The 22,214-nt window shown below is 43.9% G+C and carries 18 protein-coding genes; 3 read left to right on the top strand and 15 right to left on the bottom strand.

The window, feature by feature from the left end; translation table 11 throughout:
• Positions 1–156 precede the first annotated feature (156 nt).
• Entirely contained in the window at positions 157–1,050 is an 894-nt protein-coding gene (locus J3P37_RS06170) for an Rpn family recombination-promoting nuclease/putative transposase (RefSeq protein ID WP_256010185.1), read from the top strand.
• Positions 1,051–1,146: 96 nt separating this feature from the next.
• Here J3P37_RS06170 and J3P37_RS06165 read toward each other — a convergent pair whose 3' ends face one another.
• Positions 1,147–6,963 carry an alpha-2-macroglobulin family protein gene (locus J3P37_RS06165; RefSeq protein WP_256010184.1) on the bottom strand — a complete coding sequence of 1,939 codons (5,817 nt, stop codon included), beginning with the start codon at positions 6,961–6,963 and terminating at the stop codon, positions 1,147–1,149.
• Between the two features lie 155 nt (positions 6,964–7,118).
• On the opposite strand from J3P37_RS06165, the gene J3P37_RS06160 reads away from it, so the two are divergent.
• Positions 7,119–8,000, top strand: coding sequence for an Rpn family recombination-promoting nuclease/putative transposase (locus tag J3P37_RS06160; protein WP_256010183.1), 882 nt, complete (start codon positions 7,119–7,121; stop codon positions 7,998–8,000).
• Positions 8,001–8,116: 116 nt separating this feature from the next.
• On the opposite strand, the gene J3P37_RS06155 is transcribed toward J3P37_RS06160, so the two are convergent.
• The 13 genes from J3P37_RS06155 to J3P37_RS06095 all read right to left on the bottom strand — a co-directional run bounded on the left by J3P37_RS06155 (position 8,117) and on the right by J3P37_RS06095 (position 20,750).
• The gene (locus J3P37_RS06155) at positions 8,117–8,545 is read right to left on the bottom strand and encodes a VOC family protein (RefSeq protein ID WP_256010182.1); all 429 of its coding nucleotides are present in this window, start codon (positions 8,543–8,545) and stop codon (positions 8,117–8,119) included.
• Between the two features lie 221 nt (positions 8,546–8,766).
• Complete coding sequence (locus J3P37_RS06150) at positions 8,767–9,546, bottom strand: phytanoyl-CoA dioxygenase family protein (RefSeq protein WP_256010181.1); 780 nt, start codon at positions 9,544–9,546, stop codon at positions 8,767–8,769.
• Between the two features lie 274 nt (positions 9,547–9,820).
• Positions 9,821–10,258, bottom strand: coding sequence for a luciferase domain-containing protein (locus tag J3P37_RS06145; protein WP_256010180.1), 438 nt, complete (start codon positions 10,256–10,258; stop codon positions 9,821–9,823).
• Complete coding sequence (locus tag J3P37_RS06140) at positions 10,255–11,166, bottom strand: SRPBCC family protein (protein ID WP_256010179.1); 912 nt, start codon at positions 11,164–11,166, stop codon at positions 10,255–10,257. The genes J3P37_RS06145 and J3P37_RS06140 overlap by 4 nt, the downstream gene beginning before the upstream one ends.
• Positions 11,150–11,668 carry a hypothetical protein gene (locus tag J3P37_RS06135; protein ID WP_256010178.1) on the bottom strand — a complete coding sequence of 173 codons (519 nt, stop codon included), beginning with the start codon at positions 11,666–11,668 and terminating at the stop codon, positions 11,150–11,152. Before J3P37_RS06135 ends, J3P37_RS06140 begins: the two co-directional genes overlap by 17 nt.
• Position 11,669: 1 nt before the next feature.
• The gene (locus tag J3P37_RS06130; RefSeq protein WP_256010177.1) at positions 11,670–12,134 is read right to left on the bottom strand and encodes an SRPBCC family protein; all 465 of its coding nucleotides are present in this window, start codon (positions 12,132–12,134) and stop codon (positions 11,670–11,672) included.
• Position 12,135: 1 nt separating this feature from the next.
• Positions 12,136–13,062, bottom strand: coding sequence for a TIGR01777 family oxidoreductase (locus J3P37_RS06125; RefSeq protein ID WP_256010176.1), 927 nt, complete (start codon positions 13,060–13,062; stop codon positions 12,136–12,138).
• A 1-nt stretch (position 13,063) separates the two neighbouring features.
• Entirely contained in the window at positions 13,064–13,891 is an 828-nt protein-coding gene (locus tag J3P37_RS06120; RefSeq protein ID WP_256010175.1) for a DCC1-like thiol-disulfide oxidoreductase family protein, read from the bottom strand.
• 66 nt (positions 13,892–13,957) lie between these two features.
• Positions 13,958–14,464, bottom strand: coding sequence for a GbsR/MarR family transcriptional regulator (locus tag J3P37_RS06115; RefSeq protein WP_256010174.1), 507 nt, complete (start codon positions 14,462–14,464; stop codon positions 13,958–13,960).
• 186 nt (positions 14,465–14,650) lie between these two features.
• Complete coding sequence (locus J3P37_RS06110) at positions 14,651–15,922, bottom strand: purple acid phosphatase family protein (protein ID WP_256010172.1); 1,272 nt, start codon at positions 15,920–15,922, stop codon at positions 14,651–14,653.
• Positions 15,923–15,935: 13 nt separating this feature from the next.
• Positions 15,936–18,992, bottom strand: coding sequence for a TonB-dependent receptor (locus tag J3P37_RS06105; protein ID WP_256010171.1), 3,057 nt, complete (start codon positions 18,990–18,992; stop codon positions 15,936–15,938).
• A 104-nt stretch (positions 18,993–19,096) separates the two neighbouring features.
• Positions 19,097–20,143, bottom strand: coding sequence for a FecR family protein (locus J3P37_RS06100; protein WP_256010170.1), 1,047 nt, complete (start codon positions 20,141–20,143; stop codon positions 19,097–19,099).
• A gap of 58 nt (positions 20,144–20,201) precedes the next feature.
• Positions 20,202–20,750 carry a sigma-70 family RNA polymerase sigma factor gene (locus J3P37_RS06095; protein WP_256010169.1) on the bottom strand — a complete coding sequence of 183 codons (549 nt, stop codon included), beginning with the start codon at positions 20,748–20,750 and terminating at the stop codon, positions 20,202–20,204.
• Positions 20,751–20,900: 150 nt separating this feature from the next.
• Here J3P37_RS06095 and J3P37_RS06090 point away from each other — a divergent pair, with 150 nt between their 5' ends.
• The gene (locus tag J3P37_RS06090; protein ID WP_256010168.1) at positions 20,901–21,167 is read left to right on the top strand and encodes a hypothetical protein; all 267 of its coding nucleotides are present in this window, start codon (positions 20,901–20,903) and stop codon (positions 21,165–21,167) included.
• 84 nt (positions 21,168–21,251) lie between these two features.
• Here J3P37_RS06090 and J3P37_RS06085 read toward each other — a convergent pair whose 3' ends face one another.
• Positions 21,252–22,166 carry an EamA family transporter gene (locus tag J3P37_RS06085; RefSeq protein ID WP_256010167.1) on the bottom strand — a complete coding sequence of 305 codons (915 nt, stop codon included), beginning with the start codon at positions 22,164–22,166 and terminating at the stop codon, positions 21,252–21,254.
• Between the last annotated feature and the right edge of the window lie 48 nt (positions 22,167–22,214).

Raw genomic sequence — 22,214 nt, 5'->3', positions numbered from 1 at the left:
TACACATGATTACAAAACAACAGTAGTTTTTGATTGAATCCGAGTTGTGTATGAGAGTCGCCGTATTTTGTTATTGTTTAAGAAACAATAAATTTCATGACCACCGTCATGGTGCTCCATAACACCAGCTTGTATTTTGCAGCCTAAACTTTGATCATGCTAACACCTCCAGGCAAGTATATTGACGCAACATCCGACTTTGGTTTTAAAAAATTATTGGGGACCGAGCCCAACAAACCTCATCTTATAGATTTCCTAAATGATATATTTATAGGCAAACACGTGATTACAGACCTGGTCTTCCTCAAGAATGAGCATCAAGGAGAAGATAAGAATACGGCTAAAGTGATTTTGGATATCTCCTGCATAGATGATCAAGGGAACTACTTTCTGGTAGAGTTACAATCTACCGACCAGAGATTTTTCAAAGATAGGTGCCTGTATTATTCCTCTCGTTTTATCAGCGATATTGCCCCTAAAGGAGCCGTCGACTTGTGGAAATACGAGTTACCTCCGGTATATCTGATAGCGGTGATGGACCGGTTCTCTTTTGAAGATAATCTTCCAGGGCAGTATATCCGAAGGGTAAGTCTGATGGACAATGAAACCGGAAAAGAATTTTATCACAAACTCGGTTTTATTTACATCCAGCTGGCTGCCTTCGAGAAAGCAGAAGAAGATGTTAAAACCGGTCTGGAGCAATGGTTGTTTATAATTAAGCATTTGAGTAAATTTGTTGATATTCCCTCGTTTATAACGAAGCCTATATTTAAAAGATTATTTAAAATAGCAGAGGTTGCAGCATTAACAAAGGAGGAACGCATGTTATACGAAACCAGTTTAAAAGACAAATGGGACAGGCAGAATCAACTTGATTTTGCGGTAGAGAAAGCTGTAGAAGAAGAAAGAGCTAAAGCGGCGGTAGAAATAGAAAAGGAACGGGAAAGGGCGCAACAAGAAATTGCCCGAAATCTCAAGGTCATGAATTTTCCTATTGCTGAAATAGCTAAAGCAACAGGTCTGTCAATTGAAGAAATTGAGCGGTTGTAATCTTTTTGCTGTACAAGGCTTTCCTTAGTGTCCGCAGGATCACTAAGGATTATAAATAGAGTACTAAAGGACCTTACCTGCCTCGGCTTGTTGCTATTACCTGCCTCCAATCTGAACCCTCCTCATCTCTTCCCTTCCGTAGAACACCGGGAAATACATCATTTCAGCTTTAGCAGGGTTTAGGGTATACAAACCGTCATAACGCGGCATCAGCTTTACCTGAAATGTGTATCTGCCTTGCTTCAGCTTGCGGCAGAAGAATATTACTTTGTTTTTAAAGTACTCCCTGTGAATTTCTGGTCCCCACCAGCTCTGCTGCTCCTTTTCCTCATAAGAACAACCTGCAGGGATCGGAACTTCCACCATCACATATTCGGCATCTGCTTTTACAGTAACTTCAGCTTTCAAGGTAACGGACGACCCTCCTTTTAGACGGGTTTGACGAAGGCCGGACTGGTTTTCAAACCAGGTATCTACACGGAAATCCTTCGACTGCTTCTGGGGTTCTGAATTCCAGAACTCCTGGTAAGCGCTCAGGTAAACTGGCATATCGCCTCGTTTTTTTATTTGTACCGTGGTGCCGGGCTTAACATTGCCATCGTAAGGAAAGGAGGTGATGGTTTTACCTGGATCAGATGACAAGGTAATTTCGGCGGGCTGTGGCTTCTTTCCTTCCTGAAGCACGTCGGGAATGATGGCTTCAAGAATAAGGGAAGATTCGTAGGTATTCCTCCACTCGCCTGAACTTCTCTGCTCCAGGAAATAATTCCTTATCTTCTGAAGCAGCGCCGGGTGCTTTCCTTCTTCCCTGAGAATGTGATAGGCAAGTACGGTGCTCTGAATGCTGTTATCGAAGAAACGGTATGAATCATTTCCGAAGTACAAATTCCCAAACATCGTGCTCCGTTTATACTGCAACAGGGAATCAGCAGAGATGGCAATGCCTGCTTTTTGCTGGAGGTAAAGAAGCTTGAGTTTTTCGTAAATGTTTACTTTCTCTTTGGCTTTCTTTAGTTCCTTCTCATAATGTCCCAGGGGCGTCTTGTAATCGATCTTTGCATCCAGCTTATGGAGCATCAGCAAAGCATCAAGTTTATCCATTCCCCGGTCAGACGAAACTTGATAAACGAGGTAATCTTTGATCTCCTCAACCCTGAAGGGAATTTTATAACCGGCTTTAGAGGCTTCGACAAGAGCATCAAGGACGTGCCTGCTGATCCATAGTTCGGTTTCACTATTTTTCCACCAGCCCCATGTGCCGTCGGCTTTGCGCCCCTCATTCAATTTCCGGATCAGTGTGTTAATCTCGCGCTCGTGGTCAAATCGTTCCTTTAAATGTTCCCTGATCTTTTTTTCAAGCAGCAATCCCTTCAGCTTGGAAGCCAGCTGCTCATTACACAGATACTGATACCTGCGCAAACGTTCTGTTTCCTGGAGCAAAGTGGGGAACACGGATGCTTCGGCCCGTAACTTCACCTCGCCGAGCCTGGGATCAAACCGTATGCTGAGGCTGGTATCCCCTTCCAGCTGATGAAATGCTCCGCTCCTTTCCAGCACTCCTACGGGATAAACCGGTATCCGGCGTTCTTCACCGTCGGAATAACCTCCTTCTTTTTCGAAGCTGTAGCGGAAGCTCAGGCTATCAGTTCTTTCTGCCACCAATGAAATGGTATCTATATGGGAATTATTTACCTGGAGCGGGCCTTTGAGTTTCGGCTGACCATTATAGAGGAACTCGCGGTTCACAGAAGCGGGTTCGGTGGTATAGTTTGCTATCTTTCCGAGCGGACTGAACTTGTCGCCTGCAAGAACGAAAGCCGGACTTACAAAGCTTGCGCTAAGTGGCTTGAACGACTTAATACTATTCTCGCTAAAGCCGCTCTGCTCCCTGCCATTGATAGCAATGAAGAAGGTGCGCCAGCTGGTGATGTCATCCGGAAAGGTAACGCTGAACCGCGTTTTTCCTTCTGAATTAGTTCTTAAAAGTGGCTGCCAGAAGGCATAATCTGAGAAATTCGTCCTTAATGATGTGGAGATTAAAGATGCGCTGCCGGCAGCGGCAAGTTCTGCAGCGTCTTTTTCTGCTTTTTCTTTTCCTTTTCTGGTGGTGATGATGATCACACCGTTAGCTGCCCTGGCGCCGTATATAGCAACTGCTGCATCGTCTTTGAGCGTAGTTAAATCGGAAATTTCAGAGGGATCCATCGATTTCAATGCATTTTCTACCGGGATACCATCAACGATGTACAGGGGACTGCTTTGATTGCTTATGGAACCGACTCCACGGATGTTAATGGTGGTAGACGCTGCTGTCACACTTCTCTTTACGGAAACTCCTGCCAGCCTTCCCTGCAAACTTTGTTCAAGTGCTTTGCTATTTCTTGAGTTTGCGCCATAACCGACCACAACTACCTCTTCCAACTTCTGCGTACTTTCCTCGAGGTAGATGTCAAGATATTTTCCAGGATCGATATTAAGTTCCTGGGAATCGAAACCAATGAAATTAATCAGAAGCTTGCCCTGCAAGGGAACACGGATATTGAATTCTCCATTAATGTCGGTAGAGCTTGCAAAGTTGGTTCCTTTAATTTTTATAATCACGCCTGGCAAAGCTGTCTTATCGCTCTTCGCCAGAATCCGGCCTGACATAGTTGCTTTATAAACCGAGGGATCTATAAACTGCTGGTTGAAGCTTTCCTTGATGTTATCCACCAGGGGCGAGTCCTTCCCCCCCTTTCCCATTGCTTGTTCCCTGATTTTCTCAGCAATTTTAATGCTGGTGGAATCAGGAGGAAATATCTTATTGAAATCTAGGGTCAGCAGATTCTTTCCATTCGCTGCTATTTTAACGTTTTCACGCAGGAGGTAACTATCGCCTTTCAAAAGCAGCATGAGGCGGTAACTGCCAGTGTCCAGGCGACCGAGATCAGTGTCGCTTCCCCTGTATATATTAAGAAAATCAGGATTGTCATTTTTATAAAGAAGTATGCTTTTCACCAGTGGCAGGGAATTTTGTGGCACAGGCTTTTTCAGTTTGATTTCCAGCCTCCCGGAAACTCTACCGGCGGGAGACTGATTTGAAAAGAGCTGCATGGTATGGCTCCGCAGGTCAAGGTATTCCAGCCAAAGGCTGTCGACCTGGTTGTTGCGTAAAACATATTGCGTATAAGCAGGTGCGCTGGTATTTAGGAGCCGGGTACTGAAGGGATACTTTGCGGGGATTGACGTCTGTTTGATCAGTCCGGGTTGAAAGGTATAAACGTAATTTGGTTCGGCTACAAAACCCGTAGGCGCTTCCCCCATTATCCGGAACTCTGCCAGGTTGTAGCTAAGCGGCCCTACCAGGATATCATTATTGTTATTGCTCCAGTTCGACTCGGTTGGACGAAGGAGGATGGTTTTCTGGGGTTCCCGGATAGTGGCAAAGCGAGGCGACCAGGTATCCCTAAGAGATATCATATAACGGTTCAGGACATTGGCTTCTGCATCAGTAAGTGTGGGAGAAGCCTTGACAATCTTAATACTTTTATTAAGTCCCGGATCTGCATTGAAGCTAAAGATTGACTTTTTCCCCGGAAGCAACAATACAGAGCCGGCATCCACAATCTTGCCGGCTAGTCGGAACTTCAGGTTAACGAGCCCGGGCTCCACTTTAAACGAGTATGGCTGCGACTGCTTCGCCTGACTGAAATACACCGGTTTTCCGTCGATATACAGGATCTCGACGGGTAGGATATTTCCGCCGGAGACCAGGAAAGGAGCAATTTGAGTGATGCTATCTGGCGCAGGCTCCTCGGTTTTGTAGGTATTTAAAGGATGGGTGAAGCGGAAGTATTCAATGCTGTCGAGTCCGAGCTCTGCCGCCCATCGCTCCCAGTCAAGCTTTCTTCTAAATTCGGGAGTATACCCCTCCTCAAGCTGAGGCTTCGATTTGAAACTTCTGTATCTTTTGCCGAAGTATGGAATATTTGGAACGTTGTAATCGAATTTGGAAGTGATTGAAAAGGCCGTAATATCCACGTTCTCCACCGGCTGCCCTTTGGCATCTCTTACAGCAAGCTCAATTTCAGATTTTTGTCCGGGTGTTACCGCCAAAGGCTGCTGAACATCCAGCAATAGCTCCTTTTCGGCGAACTGAGCCTGCACACTCTGCTCTTTAGTTTCGCCGCCCCAAATAAAGCTGTACCTGAAGTCGGCCTTTCCACCTCCTTTCCAGGCTACCCTGTAGTCCAGATCAATAGCCCTGCCTCTGTCGACCACTTTTTTACCATTCAGGACAGTGTACCAGAAAGAAATCCTGTGGGGGTTAGCAACCTGCACAAAAAGAGAGTCGGCGGTACGACGGCTGCTGGCATTAATCCGCGGATCCTGGTCTTCAAAATCAAACCAGTCAAGGATATCTTTCCCCTCAAATTCATATTCTTCGGCGTTGGGATCAATTTTAAAAGCGCCGGGGATAGTTAGCATAAAGGTCTCGATTGTATCACCCTCAGTATTGCTTGCAGCAACCCGTACCTCTGCTTTTTTTATGCCCTTTTCGGCGGCAAAACTTACATGAAGACTATCGGCCCTGAGTTCAAACCGGAGATCCTCATCCGGTTCAGGACTGAAGTCAAACTCTTCCTGAGCATTTCTGCTTTCATTATTGCTGTTTAAAAAAGTAGCTTCAGCTGCATAGGTAATATCAGCATCCGGAAAAATATGATCTGGCAGAAGGATCTTTGTTTCCCCGAGTGGATCCAGCCTGAACTGATGCTTCCACAGGGTATCAGGAACGAAAACGCTTTCTTTGTCAAGCGGGGATGCTGAGCGTGTAAGGATATGGAGTTCTACGCGACCGTCGAGGACGTTGAGGCCATTCTCGTCTGTTGCTTTGAAATAAAGCGAGTTCGCTTGTCTCCTGCTATGCTCTTTTTCCGCACCCCTCATGTTGAAGGTGATGGATTTCAGTTCGTATTCTTCATATCGGATACTGCCGGCCTGGAAGAGCTTGTTTTTATGATATAAGCTGATGGAATAGTTACGGTCAAGCTCGAGCTTCAAACTGTCGTGAAGTGGAAATTCAAAATTATAGGAACCTTTGTTTACCGGCTTCAGCGTTCCCAGCACTTTGTTCTTGTTGTTGCCTGACAAACGTACTTCCATCTCCTTATCGACCGGCTTATGCGATTTTCGATGCAACAGGAAGGCTTTCAGTTTTACGGTATCGAGTGGCTTATAGATGGGTTTGTTAAAAACTATATATCCTGAAGCGAGCTGTTGCTGGCTCGCGTTTGAGCGGTAGCCGGCGTTTCCGTTCTTGATTCTATAGTAGAGACTTCTTGTTGGAATATACACGTATTTAAGCGGGCTCTTCCGCAACACCCAGGCTGTGTATTGAGAAAAAGGTTTGGAGTCTTTCTTGTACTCAACTATTGAATAGTTGGCCACTCCCTGGTAAAACACCCGTAGCAGGTTTTGCTCTTTTTTAGGGAAACCAGCCCTCCATAATCCGCCCTGCCTGTCGTAGGCGATCCTGCGGTCGTTTACGGTCACTTCGGCATCTTCCACTTCATTTCCTTCGCGGTCCAGCAAAATGAACTGCAGGTCTTTTCCGTTATGCAGCAACTTAAGGGAAGCCGTTCTTTTTTCCAACAGTGAATAGTGCAGCAAATTTTTCTCGGCAAAAACTTTCAGGTAGTTGCCCGGAGGCAAATGATCTTTATAGGTGCTTTTCGTTCTGAAAGAATCGACCGGGTTCTTCAGAACACGCTCATCCAGAGCTTTATTCTTCAGAAGGCTTTTTACAGTTTCCTCGTTCAGCGGATAGATATAGGTGAGGTAGCTGCTCTCCCTGCTCTTATGCAGTGATTTTTGAGCAAAGGCGGCATAATTGGTTACAAGTAAAAGTAACAGTGTAAAGTATTTACTCATCAGGTTGGGATAAGGGAAGCGAAATTTAACAAATTTTACGAAAGGTTAAAAAGATGTTGCTAGTATGCTGGTATTGTTGCAAAACAATAAATTTCATGACCACCGTCATGGTGCTCCATAACACCAGCTTGTATTTTGCAGCCTGAACTTTGATCATGCTAATACCTCCAGGCAAGTATATTGATGCCACCAGCGACTTTGGCTTTAAAAAATTATTCGGATGCGAGCCCAACAAACCTCTTTTGATAGCTTTCCTGAATGAGATTTTCATAGGCAAACACGAGATCACAGACCTGGTTTTCCTCAAGAATGAGCATCAGGGGGAAGATAAGAATACGGCTAAAGTGATTTTGGATATCTCCTGCATAGATAATCAAGGGAACTACTTTCTGGTAGAGTTGCAATCTACCGACCAAAGATTCTTCAAAGATAGATGCCTGTATTACTCCTCACGTTTTATCAGCGATATTGCCCCTAAAGGAGCCGTCGACTTGTGGAAATACGAGTTACCTCCAGTTTACCTGATAGCGGTGATGGACCGGTTCTCTTTTGAGGATAGTCTTCCAGGGCAGTATATCCGCCGGGTAAGTCTGATGGACAATGAAACCGGAAAAGAATTTTATCACAAACTCGGCTTTATTTACATCCAGCTGGCTGCGTTCGAGAAAGCAGAAGAAGATGTTAAAACCGGTCTGGAGCAATGGTTGTTTATAATTAAGCATTTGAGTAAATTTGTGGATATTCCCTCGTTTATAACGAAACCTATATTTAAAAGATTATTCAAAATAGCAGAGGTTGCAGCATTAACAAAGGAGGAACGAATGGCATACGAAACTAGTTTAAAAGACAAATGGGACCGGCAAAACCAGCTTGATTTTGCGGTAGAGAAAGCGATTGAAAAGACTATCGAGGACGAAAGAGCCAAAGCAGCGCTGGCAATAGAAAATATTGCCCGCAATTTTAAAGCTCTAAATGTTCCTGTGGCAGACATAGCTAAAGCTACAGGCATGTCAATCGACGAAATTGAGCGATTGTAAACGCAAAAGCCACCAACCAGGTGGCTTTGTCGCTTAGTACTTCTTCCGGAAAAAAGTTGAGATGTATGTCATTTCATTAAGCTTTCTTAAACGCTAAGGTTTATTATTTTAAAAAGTTATAAGCCCGGGTCAAATTCTACAATCCATTCAATACCATACTTGTCTCTAAACATCCCGGCGTATGTACCCCAGGGACTGTCGGCCATGGGGCCTTCAACCTCACCTCCTGCTGATAATCCGTTAAATATTTTGTCGGCTTCATCACGGCTTTCTGTGCTCACAACTATTTTAGACCTGTTTTCATTTTCGTTTACTCTTCCCATAAATTCCGGAACATCATTGGCTATTAATACATTGTGCTTGCCGATAGGTAAACCAATGTACATTATCTTATTTGCTTCGTGTTCAGGAACCTGAAATTCGGGACCCGAAAGATCCTTGAAGCGAACGATCTTTGCGAACTCACCGCCAAAAACTGATTTATAAAAGCTAAATGCTTCTTCGGCGTTGCCATTGAAGTTGATCCAGGGATTGAGGCTTCTCATAATTTTATTTTTAAGTTTTTATTTTTTCTTCTTAGGCTATTCAGTATATAATGTTATCGAGCAGCAATATATGATTTTTCTAAATTCGTTCAAGAGACAGATCTTACTGTTTTGCTTCGTAAAAAACTACGACTGCTATTGCAACAAGGAAAGAATAAAATTGAACTTAATGGACTGAGCCCGATGGAATATCGGGCTCAGTCGGGTCTCTTTCTAAATGGCTAATCAATTGCCATACGAATGGCTCGCTCAACCGGCGAAAAGCCTATTTCTGAATCGGTAAGGTTTAATTCACCCCGAAGCAATAGCGGCGGTTGGGCCATAAACCTGGGATTGACGCCTTTGTGGGACTGCGCTGAATGTACCAGAAAAGGATGGCAAAGATATATTGTACCGGCTTTACCTGTAGCCAATACTTCATCGTGTTTTGGCAAGTCGTCCAACCTGGCTGCCAGTTCCATAAATGACAAGCCTTTGTCGCCCTCAGGATAAAGCAACTTTGCAACGTCAATATGCGACTTTTTAAAGATCACGGTCGGCGCATCGTCGTTACTTACATCCGAATATAGAATTAACATAAGTAATGCTCTGCCCATTGACCTGATATTGGCACGCCATTCAAAATAATTTCCTGGGTCACCCCCCGGGAAACTCACATCTACATGTTTACCGGTATCATTTGGTTGTTTGCTGGCAGGAAATCTAACTGGGAATGCACCAACGCTTCTGCACGGTATCCATTTATTCGCGCCGATAAGCTGGTCAAATATCGCGTATAAAGCGGGAGTATTTATTGACTGTATAAATGGCTCCTGCGAATACATTCCTAAGCGAATGACAGGCTCTATCCAGCTTTCCTGGTTTGAACGATCAAAAGGAATATCTTTCCATAAAATATCTAAAGCAGCATTGGCCACTTCGGCAGAAAACGCGTTATCAATACGAACAAATCCATCTTGAATGAATTGTTCAACTTCTGTTTTACTTAAAAGGGATGACATGTAATAAAAAATTGAGGCCTCCACACGGCTCGGTTGCACGCGTGAAAACATTGTTAATAAAAAAATAATGCAATAGGAATCTTGCTTAGACAGTAGTGTTACTGTGCTATTCGCAAAATATATTCGAGGAAGGATATTATAACATTACAGTCATTCTCATGAAGCAAAATTATGAAAATATCGGATTGGGTAAAAAAATGTTTCTCATGCTTATTTTGGTTAACTAGCACACGATGTTTACCGAAGCGCAAATTACATCTCATCGAAAAGGTTCTTAAAGGCTGGAACTACAGTGCCCTATCTTCATTGAACAGCTTATCTCAATCAACCTAAGGGCATACTTCAAGTCTTCTTCTGACCTGAGTTGAAAACTTACCCAGCCAGTGTGGGGAAGTACATGGTGTTCGGAGATCCTACCTTCAGTAAGCAATTCTTGTTTGATCTTGAGGCTATACCGTACGTCGAGCAAGCCATTACTATGCAGGTGTGCAATCTCCCTCCCCTGGTAATTGAACTGCGAGCCGCCATATTTATGCATGCTGATACTTACACCTGGCCAGCTCTGCAACTCTTTCTCCAGGCTATCCAGCCAGCTAAGAAGTTCGGGTTTGGCGATTAATGCCTGAACCCGCAGCAATGCGTCGAAAAGCTGTGGTAGTAAGGGAATCCTTTTTAGAAAACCGAACCTCTTTACAATAAATTCAAAGATCATCTTTTTTCGCTGAGGACTTTGATATGATCCATTACACGCAAATGCACGTTCCTTGTGATACTTTCTGCCCAAGTATCATAATACCAGAGGGGGAATACATAGAGCCGGTACCAGCTATTGCCGGTTAAGGTAGTAGTACCATCACCATTATCCTTCAGAAGGAATTGTCCGCGCAGGATGTCAATGTGCCCCATAATTTCGGGATCCTGCGGCTGACTGACGATCTCGAATGTCAGATCCTGCCCTGGCTTATACACGGTAATTTTTTCATCGAATATATAGCCGTTACTGAAGATACATTTCCTTCCTGCTCCCTGGTAATAGCCGTCGACGGTTGCCTGTACTGGCGAAGGCATTCCCATACGAAAAAGCCAGAACTTGTTCTTCTCTTCTATTTTCTCAAATGCTACCACATGTTTCCACACTTCTTTTGCGGGCGCATTGATCAGCATCACATCAGATACCATATTTTCGTGATGATGGGTAGCAAGAGAGTCGGCTACAAATAGCAGCAAAAGCAGCGAAAAGATGCTTATGTTCAGGTTTTTATTGTTCTTACGAAACATCGCCTTTCCTGTGAATACGCCTGTAACGATAAATGCAAAGATGAGCGGAGAAACAATAATGAGGCAGATGACGCCTTCGTCAAGAATAAAAGCACTTAGAACAATGGCGATGATGCCGTTCAGACAGGATAGAGTTGTTAGTTGTTTACCCTTTAAATCAAGGTCTTTCCAGCACCAGGCGCTTATCACTCCCATCAGCAATGGGATAACGACGAACTCTGTATAGACGAACACTCCGGGATGTAATAGCAACAACTTGCTGATGCCGATCAAAGAAAAGCCAAAAAGATTGGAAAGGAAAAAGCCTTTTATTAACGTAAAGTTCTCAGTGTTTGTATTCATGGGTTTGGGATAAGGGTCTAACTTGTATTGATTCTAAGGTTTTAATGTATCTGTAGCAAACGTAGAGAGGAATGATTCCGAGCAGGCCGAAGGAGCAGTCGATAAGCTGCCAGAACATAGGAATTCCTCTTATCGGACCTGCGATGAGCGCGAGCGGAAATATCATAACACAGGCAATCATACCGAACTGTATCACCCAGATATTTCTGAGGGGATCTCTCAATGGACCGATAAAGGCAGTGGCTATTACGATATGAGCAAAGGCCAGCCAATCGGTTCCATAAGCGAGGTAGGGATAGTTAGTGTTTGTTGTTTTTACCGCACTGTAAATGGTACTGAGCCAATTCTGCAGCGACAGGGGAAAACGATCCCGGAACTTCATTACCACTGACAGCTGGCTTTCGATTGGAAACGCGGTAATGCCACTTAAGATTAGAGCGATGATAAAAAAGGTAATCCAGGCTTTGATTTTCCTTCTTAGTTGTGCTTCTTCTGGTCTCATATTAAGATTCTTTGAGTGTTATTTCTGCTTTTTGTTTGATCCGGGCGTTTCTCTGCTGCAGTAGACTTTTCATATACTTTTTAAGAAAGAGCCTGTCGGCCAGGCGTCCAAGCAGGCCGAGAGGAGATTCATACTGAAACTCATCCACCATAAGGGTATAATCCTCCTTTGCTTCGAAACGATGTGTATGTTGCAGCTTTTTAAATGGCCCGTTAAGCATTTCGTCAATGAAGACCTGTGGGAAGATGCATTGAGTGATCTTACTTGTTAGTTCCATTTGTACCCCGAAATGCCGTGCGCACCAGGTTACTGTTTCATCTAGACCGATAAGCCCGCTTGTTACTCCTGCAATGGCGGTTTCGTTGGTATGTTGCATGGTTTCCTGATGCAGGTCAATGCTTCTGGCAAGGTCGAAGCAGACTTCCCGTGGTGCTTTAATTTTGGTTTCTAGTGTGATCAGGGGCATATCAGAGTGTGGTGCTTAAAATGTCGTGAACTGCAGGGGCGATTTCGGGAAAAAGGAAAGTATAGCCGCTTTCAGTAAGCCGTGTTGGCAATACCCACCTGCTTTTCAGAATCAGTTCTGTTTCTGTTCCTATGAGCACGGCTCCTGCTCCCAGCAACCAGGCGGGCGCGTTTAAGCCAAAGGGAATTCCGCGAGCTTTGCGGATGGCAGTCATGAATTCTGCGTTCTTTACAGGTCCGGGAGCGGTGCAATTAAACACCCCGCTTAGCTCCTTATGGTCCATTAGCCATTGGGTACATCTCGCAGCATCTTGTTCATGTACCCAGGAAACATATTGTCCTCCGTCGCCTTGCTTACCTCCCAGGCCAAGGTTCACGAGGTTAAGCAAGCGAGGGAAAGCGCCGTCTTTGTTCCCCAGTACGATTCCCATTCGCAAAGCAATCTTCCTTGTACGAGGTGTAGTGGTCTTAAAAAATATTTTCTCCCACTTCTGACAGACGTCAACAGAAAATCCGTAACCCATTTCTCCGTTTTCTTCATCCTGTGGCCGGTCCTCCGCGTGCCTGTAAATGGTTGCAGAAGTTATGTTAATCCAGAGTTCGGGAGGATTGTCGAGTTCTGCAACTACTTCTCCGAAAAGAGCTGTAGGAACCAATCTTGAACTGTAGATCTCCTTCCTGTTCTTTTCTGTATACCTGCAGTTTACGTTCTTTCCACAAAGGTTCAGGAGGAGGTCGGCCCCGTTTAAACTATCGACCCAGTCTCCTTTGCTCCTCCCGTCCCAAAGCAGGGTTGTTACGTTTTTGTCCCGTGGAGCCGGCTTACGACTCAGGATGATGACTTCTTCAGCAAGATCTTTATAAAATCGGGCGAGTACGCCGCCAAGGTAACCGTTACCTCCGGCGAGTATGATTTTACGGTACTTCATGTCAGGTGGTGATAAGAATAAATAATAGAACCAATACGCGGTACAGTGCCCAGCTAAAGCTCATGCCGTAGCCGAGTTGGAGTAATTTGCTCCGGCGGATATGTTCCAGCAACATCAGAGCGGCTACTCCCAAGAACCAGCCTCCATAAAACGCAGAAGAAAGATTTAGCCATGGTGCAAGCAGCAGGGCGGGCAACAATAAAAGCGCTCCTGCAAAAGAGATGGTCATCATATTTCCCAGATATTCCCAGCGCTTGCTCCTATCTAGAACTCCTATGATTATTCCCTGAAAAAGTAGTTGTCCGCCGCAGATCATGTATTCGCGGAAAGGATTTCCGGCGGGAATAAGTCCTTTTAATAATAGGGAGTAATCAGACAAGATTTTTGCGGTAAACAGACAGCTGACCAGTAAATAGGCAATTCGATAATCTAGCCTAAAGGAGGGTTGTATATTAAAGTCGCCTTCGCTTGTTATAGATGCAGGAACGATCACCCTCCGGTTATAGGATATAAAGGCGTAAAGCCTGCTCATTAGCCAAACGAAAGGCAGAAAAAGAAACAAGGGTTTAAGTACTGGGAAGGGTGCAGCGAATACAGTAAACAAACTTTGGACTCCGTAAGTAACCTCGCCTGTCTCCAGGTTTACCAGGGCAATTTCGTTTGCTGCCCGTTGGCGGTCTAGTACCGGACAGGCCTGCTCGTTAATTTCCTGGTAAGCAGCCCTTCCCTGCCGGTCAAGCATGCCACTTTCTACAAAGGCCCGGGTATACACCCGGCACATAGGACATTCCGCATCGAAGAGGATAAGATGATTTTTAAGCGTCGTCATAGCGTTAAACTTGTTTGTAAATCTTGAACTTTCAAAAAATTTTGAAATATATATCAAAAAAATATTCTATTTGAATATTTTAAAGATTGAACCCCAGAACCAGTTCTCTTCCGCCTTTAGCATGGTCTCCAGGGTTTTATCCACATTTTTAGCCAGCTTATTGATATCCGTTACTGATTTGTTGAAGGTTTTATATTCGATGTCTTTCTCGTCGCCTTTTACTTTCGACAATTCGTCCAGCACCCTTAACACGGGGTCTAATTCTCTTTTCTTACGCTCCTTGGCTACCTGGCGGGCAATGTTCCAGGTATCTTTATCTGCAAAGAAATACTCTTTTCGCTCTCCCGCCTTATGCTGCTTCTCCACCAGCCCCCATCCTATCAGGTCGCGTAAGTTCATGTTGGCATTTCCTCTTGAGATGCTCAGCGCTTCCATTATTTCTTCGGTGGTAAGTGCTTCCGGAGAGATCAACAGTAGCGCATGCACCTGTGCCATCGTGCGGTTAATCCCCCACTCTGATCCCAGTTTCCCCCATGCCTCGATGAACTTTTGCTTTGCTTCTGCTAATTCCATGATTCAAATGTAGGGGTATTTATTTAAACTTTCAAAACTTATTGAAAGTTTAAATAAAATTATTTTAAGGAGGCTTGCCTGTCTGAATTCTGGTCGCCTGCGTTTCGAAAAAGAATACACTAGCTATGAATAGTTTTAACAAACCCTAATCAAAGACTAAGGTTTGTTAGAACTATAAATGGTTTTTTATTGGCTTTTTTTATTCAGGTCAGTAAAGACAGCTGCCTTATCCTTGCTTGTTTTCTTAAGCTTGAAGGAATCAAACACCTCTCCCGACGCTTTATACGCTGTATACAGTAGCTCATTATTGTCGACTGAGATGATCTGAAACAGCTGAGTGTTTTCTGCAAAAACATCCATCCAACGGGGTGAAACGTCGATCTTGTACATCTTGGGTCCGGCTACAGAAACCACATACATCGGCCCACCCACTTTTCCGGACACCCCGGTGGGCAAGTTTTGACCGCGGCTGTAAGTATGGTCATGTCCCTGCATCAGGATATCGACATGGTATTTGTCGAATAGCGGCTTAAACAAGTCCCTGAACTCTTTATTGTCCCGGCCTTTCGCCGTTGAGTAGATCGGGTGATGGTAAGTGATCATCGTCCACTGCTTGGGATTATTCTTCAACACACCTTCCAGCCATTTAGCTTGTTTTTTCATCGACGTTGAATCCAGCACGATCATCTGCGAGTTCAATGATATGATCCGTACATTGGAATAATCTATATAATATACAGATTCTTCCAGGCCGGCCGGGCCATTTTCAGGCAGGGTATACTGCATTCTCCAGTGCGGGTCAAGCGTTAAGTTTTTCTGCGCGTCCCTGAAATATTCGTGATTGCCTGAAGAAGGAATACTGGGGATCATCCCATTAATAAAACCTCCGCCAAAATGCCACTCGCCCCACTCATTATCATTATTTGAGCGATTAATGAGATCGCCGGCATGGACGATGAAGCGGGCATCGCCGTGGGTAGCAAAGGCTCTTCTGATCACACGCGACCACTTGGATTTGATGTCGTTTTGCGCATCTCCCAGATAAATAAAGGAGAAGGGTTTGGTAACGGCCGGTGCAGTTTTGAATTGAAACCACTCGCTCCAAATCTTGCCATCTCCTACTCTGTAAGCGTAAAGCTGATCGGGCTTCAGACCGGTAAAAGTGGCACTGTGGTAATGGGCTTTCTCATAAGTATCCCCTTGCAAAGCGGAGGTAAGTGCAGCGATTTCCTGGGCACTCCCCTTGTCAAGATCAGGTGAACTTCCTTCGATCAGTACCTGTGCATAAGCTTTGTTCACAGTGGTATCTGTACGCCAGGTTACAGACTGGGTGCTTGTCGGGTCGGCCGACCAGGTAAGAATAATGCGGTCTGGAACGGCCGAAGCTTTATACAACTGAGCCTTGATTGAAAGGGTTCCATGCAAGATCAGAACCATCAGAAAAACTTTTTTTATCATACTTTTCTAAAAATTAAAAAGGGCTGTATTTGAAACCTGCGTTAGCCCATGCAGAATAATATTTGTGGTCGTTAGGACGTCCGTCACCATAGTCTATAATGGTTTGTGCATTGTTGATGTTGCTGATTCCGATAAAGACCGTAAATTTCCTGTTGATACGCTGAGAAGCAGAAAAGTCTAACTGCGCCCGGCTTTTTTCCATCAGGTCATTAGCTTGTTCTTCTGCAAGTTCGTTGATGAACGTATCGAAAAAGTTAAGTGACAAACGTCCTGAAAAACCAAATTTCTCATAAGACAGGGACGCGTTACCTACTTTTGGCCTCATGGATGGCAAACGAACAGTTCGGTCGCTCACTAAACCCGGCACCTTAAATTTCGACTGTATTTGAGTATAGTTTCCATAGATTCCAAAACCGTTTAAAAATCCGGGTAAAAACGTTAGCTGCTGCTGCCAGGCAATTTCGTAGCCATATACATGCGCATTAGCACCATTTACCGTTTGCGTCACCTGGTACTGATCAAACTGTCCTCCCTGCTGGGTATACACACTCTCATAAATATAATTGTCAATATTTTTATAGAATACACCACCGGAGATTAATCCAAGCGATTTAAGATAATGCTCGAATAGAAAATCAACATTGACTGAAGTTGCCTGGTCAAGGTCTGGATTTCCTTGCTTCATTCTTTTTCGCCTGACTTCGACTTCCTGCCATGGCACCAGATCATAATATCCCGGGCGGGAAAGCGACTTTGTTACGGCTGCTCTCAGGTTTGTGCGCTGATCAAGGGCATATTTCAGGTTTAAGCTAGGGAAAAATCCGTCGAAAGAAGACTTAGTATTTACCTTTATCGTGCTAACATACTTCCCTTGGTCATCAAAAGATACCACATTTCCCTTATAATTAAATCCAGTTCTTTCATATCTAAGCCCGGTAATGATGTCAAGTTTGTTGAGCGTAAGTTTACCCATTGCATATCCTGCACCCATAGTTTCTTTACCCCGGTAGGAATCCGGATCAGTATTCTGCCTTACATAGGTTTCATCGGTTTCGAACAAGGATAAGTTATTCTGATAATAGTCTTCCATCAGGTAGCCGTTGGCTATGGCTCCCGACAGGTCGTATTTACCATTGAAATAATCTGTGCGGGAATAGTCCGACAAAAAGTCCTGCATGGATACTGTACCAGCTTTCAATTTATGCTGGAAATAATCCCTGGTATGGTCGTCTTCCTTATACCTGTAGCGTCCGCCGAACTTAAACAAAAACTTATTCTTCTGACTAAGCTCGAAAGTTCGCTGAATATTGAAAGAGCCTTGTCCGTCCCTGTCATGGGCGATCTGATGCCTGTTCACATAGGAAGAAGTTGTATAGTTAGCCGCATTTTTTATGTCGCCATTAGTGAAGTTAAACTGAGGAGCTCTTGGGTCGCTCATATCGAGGCCAGCGTTCAAGCCGTTGTAAGTAAAATACCCATCATAATAGATCGGCTGATCGTATAAACCACTGCCATAAGTCAGATCAATGTCGGCCTTCCAGTTATTTATGTTTGTTTTAGCGCCAACAGACAAGCTAAACAGATCACGGTGGTAATCTCTCGGAGAACCGGCAGATCCGATAGTAATGTCGCCGGCAGTATTTTCATCCGTATACTCACCTATTTCGAAACTTTTGGTTCCCCTGGTTTGCAGTTCATAGAATTTATTGTATGACGTTCTTCCGTATATTTGTGTTTTTTCTGAAGGGAAGAAGCTTAGTTCGGCCTGTAAACCCAGGTTTTGTCTGTGGAGATCTGAACCTTCCAATTCAAGGTTCGACAATTTGATCTTTTCCTCCCCGTTGATCTCATAAGTATCGTAATCTTTTTGCACCCGATCTTCCCCCCGGTAAGTATTGCTGTAATTCAACCCGATCTGGTACGCCCATTTATTATCCCTTCGGCCGTATTCGAAGGACCCATCAAAGTTTTGCTTACCTAAAAGAAAGTTATTCCCGAACGAGCCTTTTACCCGAATTTGCTGCGATCCTGGCTTTGGAGTCTTAGAAATGATATTCACAGAACCCGATGTTCCGTCGGCATCCATATCAGGAGTTAGTGTTTTATTCACTTCGATCGCTTCCACTGTTGATGAAAGGATCCCATTCAGGTCAATATCACGAGAGTTGGTTTGTGTAGAAGGTAACCTGTTTCCATTTAAGGTAACAGATCCCATGCTCTGATCTAATCCCCTGATGATGATATTCCTTGGCAAGCCATAACTATAATCCATTGCAATACCAGGAACCCGTTGAGCAGCCTCGCCCACGGTAGCATCTGGAAAACGCTCAATCTGCTCCTGTGATAATACATATTTAATATTATCGGCGTTCCGCATATTGCTCAGAGCAACGGCTTCGCCACGCCGGATACCTGTGATGGTAATCCCATCCATTTCATTACTCCGACTTTTCAGCTTCAGCTCTATTCTTATTGTTTCACCGCCTTTAATATCCACAGGAAATTCTGCTGTTTCATAACCGATATAAGTTACTAGCAATACCGCATTACCGGCTTTCAGGTTATTTAGGACGAAGTAGCCGTTCAAATCTGTGAGGATTTTTCGGTTATTTTCTTTAAGTATAATTGTTGCATAGGGTAAGGTTTGATTGCTGGAAATATCTTTAACATAACCAACCACTGCTCCTGTCTTCGGGGCGGTTGTTGTTCGTGCAGTCTTTTTTATTATTACTGTTGAGCCTTCTTCAATTAATTTTAGATTATTACTCTTCAACAAGGGAAATAAAATCGCTCTAGCTGTTTTGGTCTGGCTGGAAACAGATACGGCACCTTCTACCCTTTCATTATTGGTGTACACAAAGCTCACACCCGTTTTTGTTTCAATCGCTTTCAGCAAGTCGGCAAATGCAGCATTCCTGATGCTGATTGAGATCGGCTGGTCTAATGCACTTTGTCCATTAACTACAGAGGCAGCAAGCAACTGGAGACCGGTCACAAAAATAATACTGATTAACAGGCTTATACGCATAAGTATTTTCATAAGGCCTGAGGCCTCATTAATTTTTTTCATAAATTTGTTTTGTTTAAATTTTTCCGATTTAAATTATTAAACAGCCAGCAGCTTGCCGGCAAATGGCTGTAACAGAGTCCGCTTCCTTCCAGGAAGCGGCTTTTTTATTTGGTACTACCGCATGCTGCTCCTCCTTCTATATAAATGGTTTGTCCAACATATTTCGACCGTATATTCGTAGCAAGCTTTAGTGTTTTAAGCACTTCAGCAATAGATTTATTTTTAAACCTTGCAGTAAGGGTACATCCCTCCAGTCGCTGATCATCCGACACGATCTCAAGGTTGTATTGTCTTTCAAGGGTTCTGAAAACTTCGTTAAGCGGAGTCTGATCAAATATTAATTCGCCTTCCAACCATGAGTTGACATCGGCCGTCCTGATCTCAGACATGGACACCTGCTTATTCCACTTACTATAAAGCAATTTCTGTCCTGGTGTTAAGAACATGACACTTTGCTTTTCTGAAGGTGATCCTTTTAGTTTTGAAGAGGAATTTACGGGTGTAGAGACGCCTACTTTTCCAGAGTTTACAGATACCGAATAAATACGCTCGTTCTGGTATGCTCTTATGTTGAAGCTTGTACCATACACGGTGGTTTTTACCAGACCGCTTTGTACTATGAAAGGTCGCGATGGGTTATGACTTACGTCAAAATATCCCTCGCCACTCAATTTTACCAAGCGAAGCTTATGATCGCTGAATGCTCTACGGAAGCTTATTTCACTTCCGGCGTTTAGCCAAACCTCAGTACTATCGGGCAACACCAAATGGATTTTTGATGCACCGGCTTTTTTAACGATCCATTGCTCCCTGGCAGCTTCTTTTTTACCTGTTTTATAAAATTGAAAAAATGCAGTCAAAAGAAACACTGCGGAAATGGCTGCGGCCAGGCCGTAACTCCAGAGATTGCGTCGAAGAGGCCGGGTTTCATTCGGCTCCTCGCTGGTTTGTATGCGGGCCTTTACATCCGAAAAATTGTTCAGACCTTTCACCGCCAACGTGCCTCCCAGCTCCCATACGGCTTTTATTTCGTCGTATTCTTGCTTATTTCTGAGATCCTGATTTAACCAGCTGTCAAGCAAAGCCGTTGACTCTGCCGTTTCCTCGTTGGATAATCTTTTAATGATACATGCCCAAAGTGTGTTGTCCATATGTATTTGCGTTCAACTGTAAGACAGTTTTGGCGGCAGGAAATACGGGCTGGAAATATTAAGCTTCGGTTAACTTTCTGCAAAGAAAAGGTTTTGAATGAGTATGAATGAACTGCATCGCTTTCGACAAATGATCTTCGACCGTCCTTACCGATATTTGTAAAAGTTCAGCAATTTCGGCATAGCTAAAGCCCTCTATACGATGCATTCTAAAAACCAGCTGTCGCTTTTGAGGAAGCTGGCTTATTAAATTCTGCAACATCGATAGCTTGTCAGCATGGTCAGATTCGGGGCTTATAGATGAAAGGTCAGAAATTGTAGTGAGCTCTTCCTGGTCTAATAAGGTAAGGGGATAGTTTTGCCTGGTAGCCAGGTAATTGATCGATGCATTTTTAATTGCCCTGAACAAATACCCCTTTAGATTTTCGGGCTTGGTTTGCTTGAACCACAATTGCACAAACAGATCATTGACCAGGCTTCCGGCTACCTCCTCATCCCTAACAATATAAAAAGCATACTGATGGAGAAGTCCACTCCAACGATTGTAGAGTAACTCAAAATTAACCAGGTCAACATTTTCACCCATGATATCGCCGCAAAGCTCCATAAGTGATATAAATAATATATTAATTGAGCATTATTATTATAAACGATAAACCAAATTAATCGAAGCAGCGCGTCCTTTACGTCGTCATTTAGGGATTTAAAGTGTGAGAACTATTTTACCTTCTTAATGTTGTGTAATAAAACAAATCCTATGTCTAAATGCAACTTTACAATCGAGTTTCAGGGCTCGGCTGATTATTTGATTCAAAAAGCACAATCTGCAATAGCTCAGGCGGGCGGAACTTTTAATGGCGACCCATCATCGGGCAATTTTAATATATCAACCCCGCTCGGCAAAGTATCAGGAGCATATACAGTGGTAGGTCAGGGATTTAATATCAGCATTGATGACAAACCCTTTCTGGTAGGTTGCGGAAAGATTGAAAGCACATTGAGAGAATACCTGAGTAAGTCTTGAGAAGGGTTAATTATGGTTTTCTCTTGAAAGAATGTAGTTCTTAAGATCCGGCAGACGGTATTCTATCCGGATAGTACGCCTGGGTTAACCTGCTTTTTCAGGAGCCAGGATCCGCAAAAGCGAACGTATCTGCCGCTCAAGCAAGCCAAAAACAAGTCCGCCGATAATAAACAAGGAGGCTAAAAGTTTCCAGGAAGGCAGGTCTTCGCCTAGAAATACTGCTGAACTAAAAAAGCCTACAACCGGGATCAGGAGGGTAAAAGGAACCACGGCTGACGGAGAGTAAGACTTCAAAAGAAATCCCCAGGCACCGTAGCCAATATGTGTGGAAATATAAACGATATAGAAAACTGCAGCAATAGTTTCCCAGGACGCCTTATGCAGTGAGTGCTCAATTAAAGCAGGCCCTTCCAAGACCAAAGAGAGCACTACCATAAAGGGAAAAGCGATCAGATTTCCCCAGACCACAAGCGAAAGTGGGGATTGGGCGTTAACTTTTTTTGTGAACATATTGCCGGCCGCCCAGGAGAACGCAGCAAGCAAGGTAAGTACAAGGCCAATAAAGGTGGCACCCCCCTTAATATGTGCAGCAACAATGCCAATTCCAACGAAGGATATCAGCGAACCACATATTTTCAGAACGCTTGGTTTGTCCTTAAAGAATATAAATGCCAGGCCCATAGAAAAGAATACTGAAATCTGAAGAAGAAGCGAAGCGAGTCCCGGAGACAAACCGAGATGAATTCCACTGAAAAGCAGCCCGAATTGCATAGCGAAATTGAACAGACCGTAGCCTAAAACAAATTTTAATGGAGCATCGGGTTTGGGCAGCATAAACACCCAGGGCAAGGCCGAAAGCCCGAAGCGGATAGCAGACAACAGGAAAGGGGGAAAACTTTCTAGTCCCACATAGACAGCAATAAAATTAATTCCCCAAATCAGAACGATAAAGAGAACCAGAAACAGGTGTTTCAGGCTTAAATTGACGGCATTGCGCATATCCCGCGAAACTAAGCATAAATAAAAAATAATAGAGAGCTGGTTGTA

The organism is Desertivirga xinjiangensis (assembly GCF_024436435.1).
Taxonomy (GTDB): domain Bacteria; phylum Bacteroidota; class Bacteroidia; order Sphingobacteriales; family Sphingobacteriaceae; genus Desertivirga; species Desertivirga xinjiangensis.
Note: the sequence above shows the minus strand (reverse complement) of the source record. Positions and strands in the feature narration are given on the sequence as shown.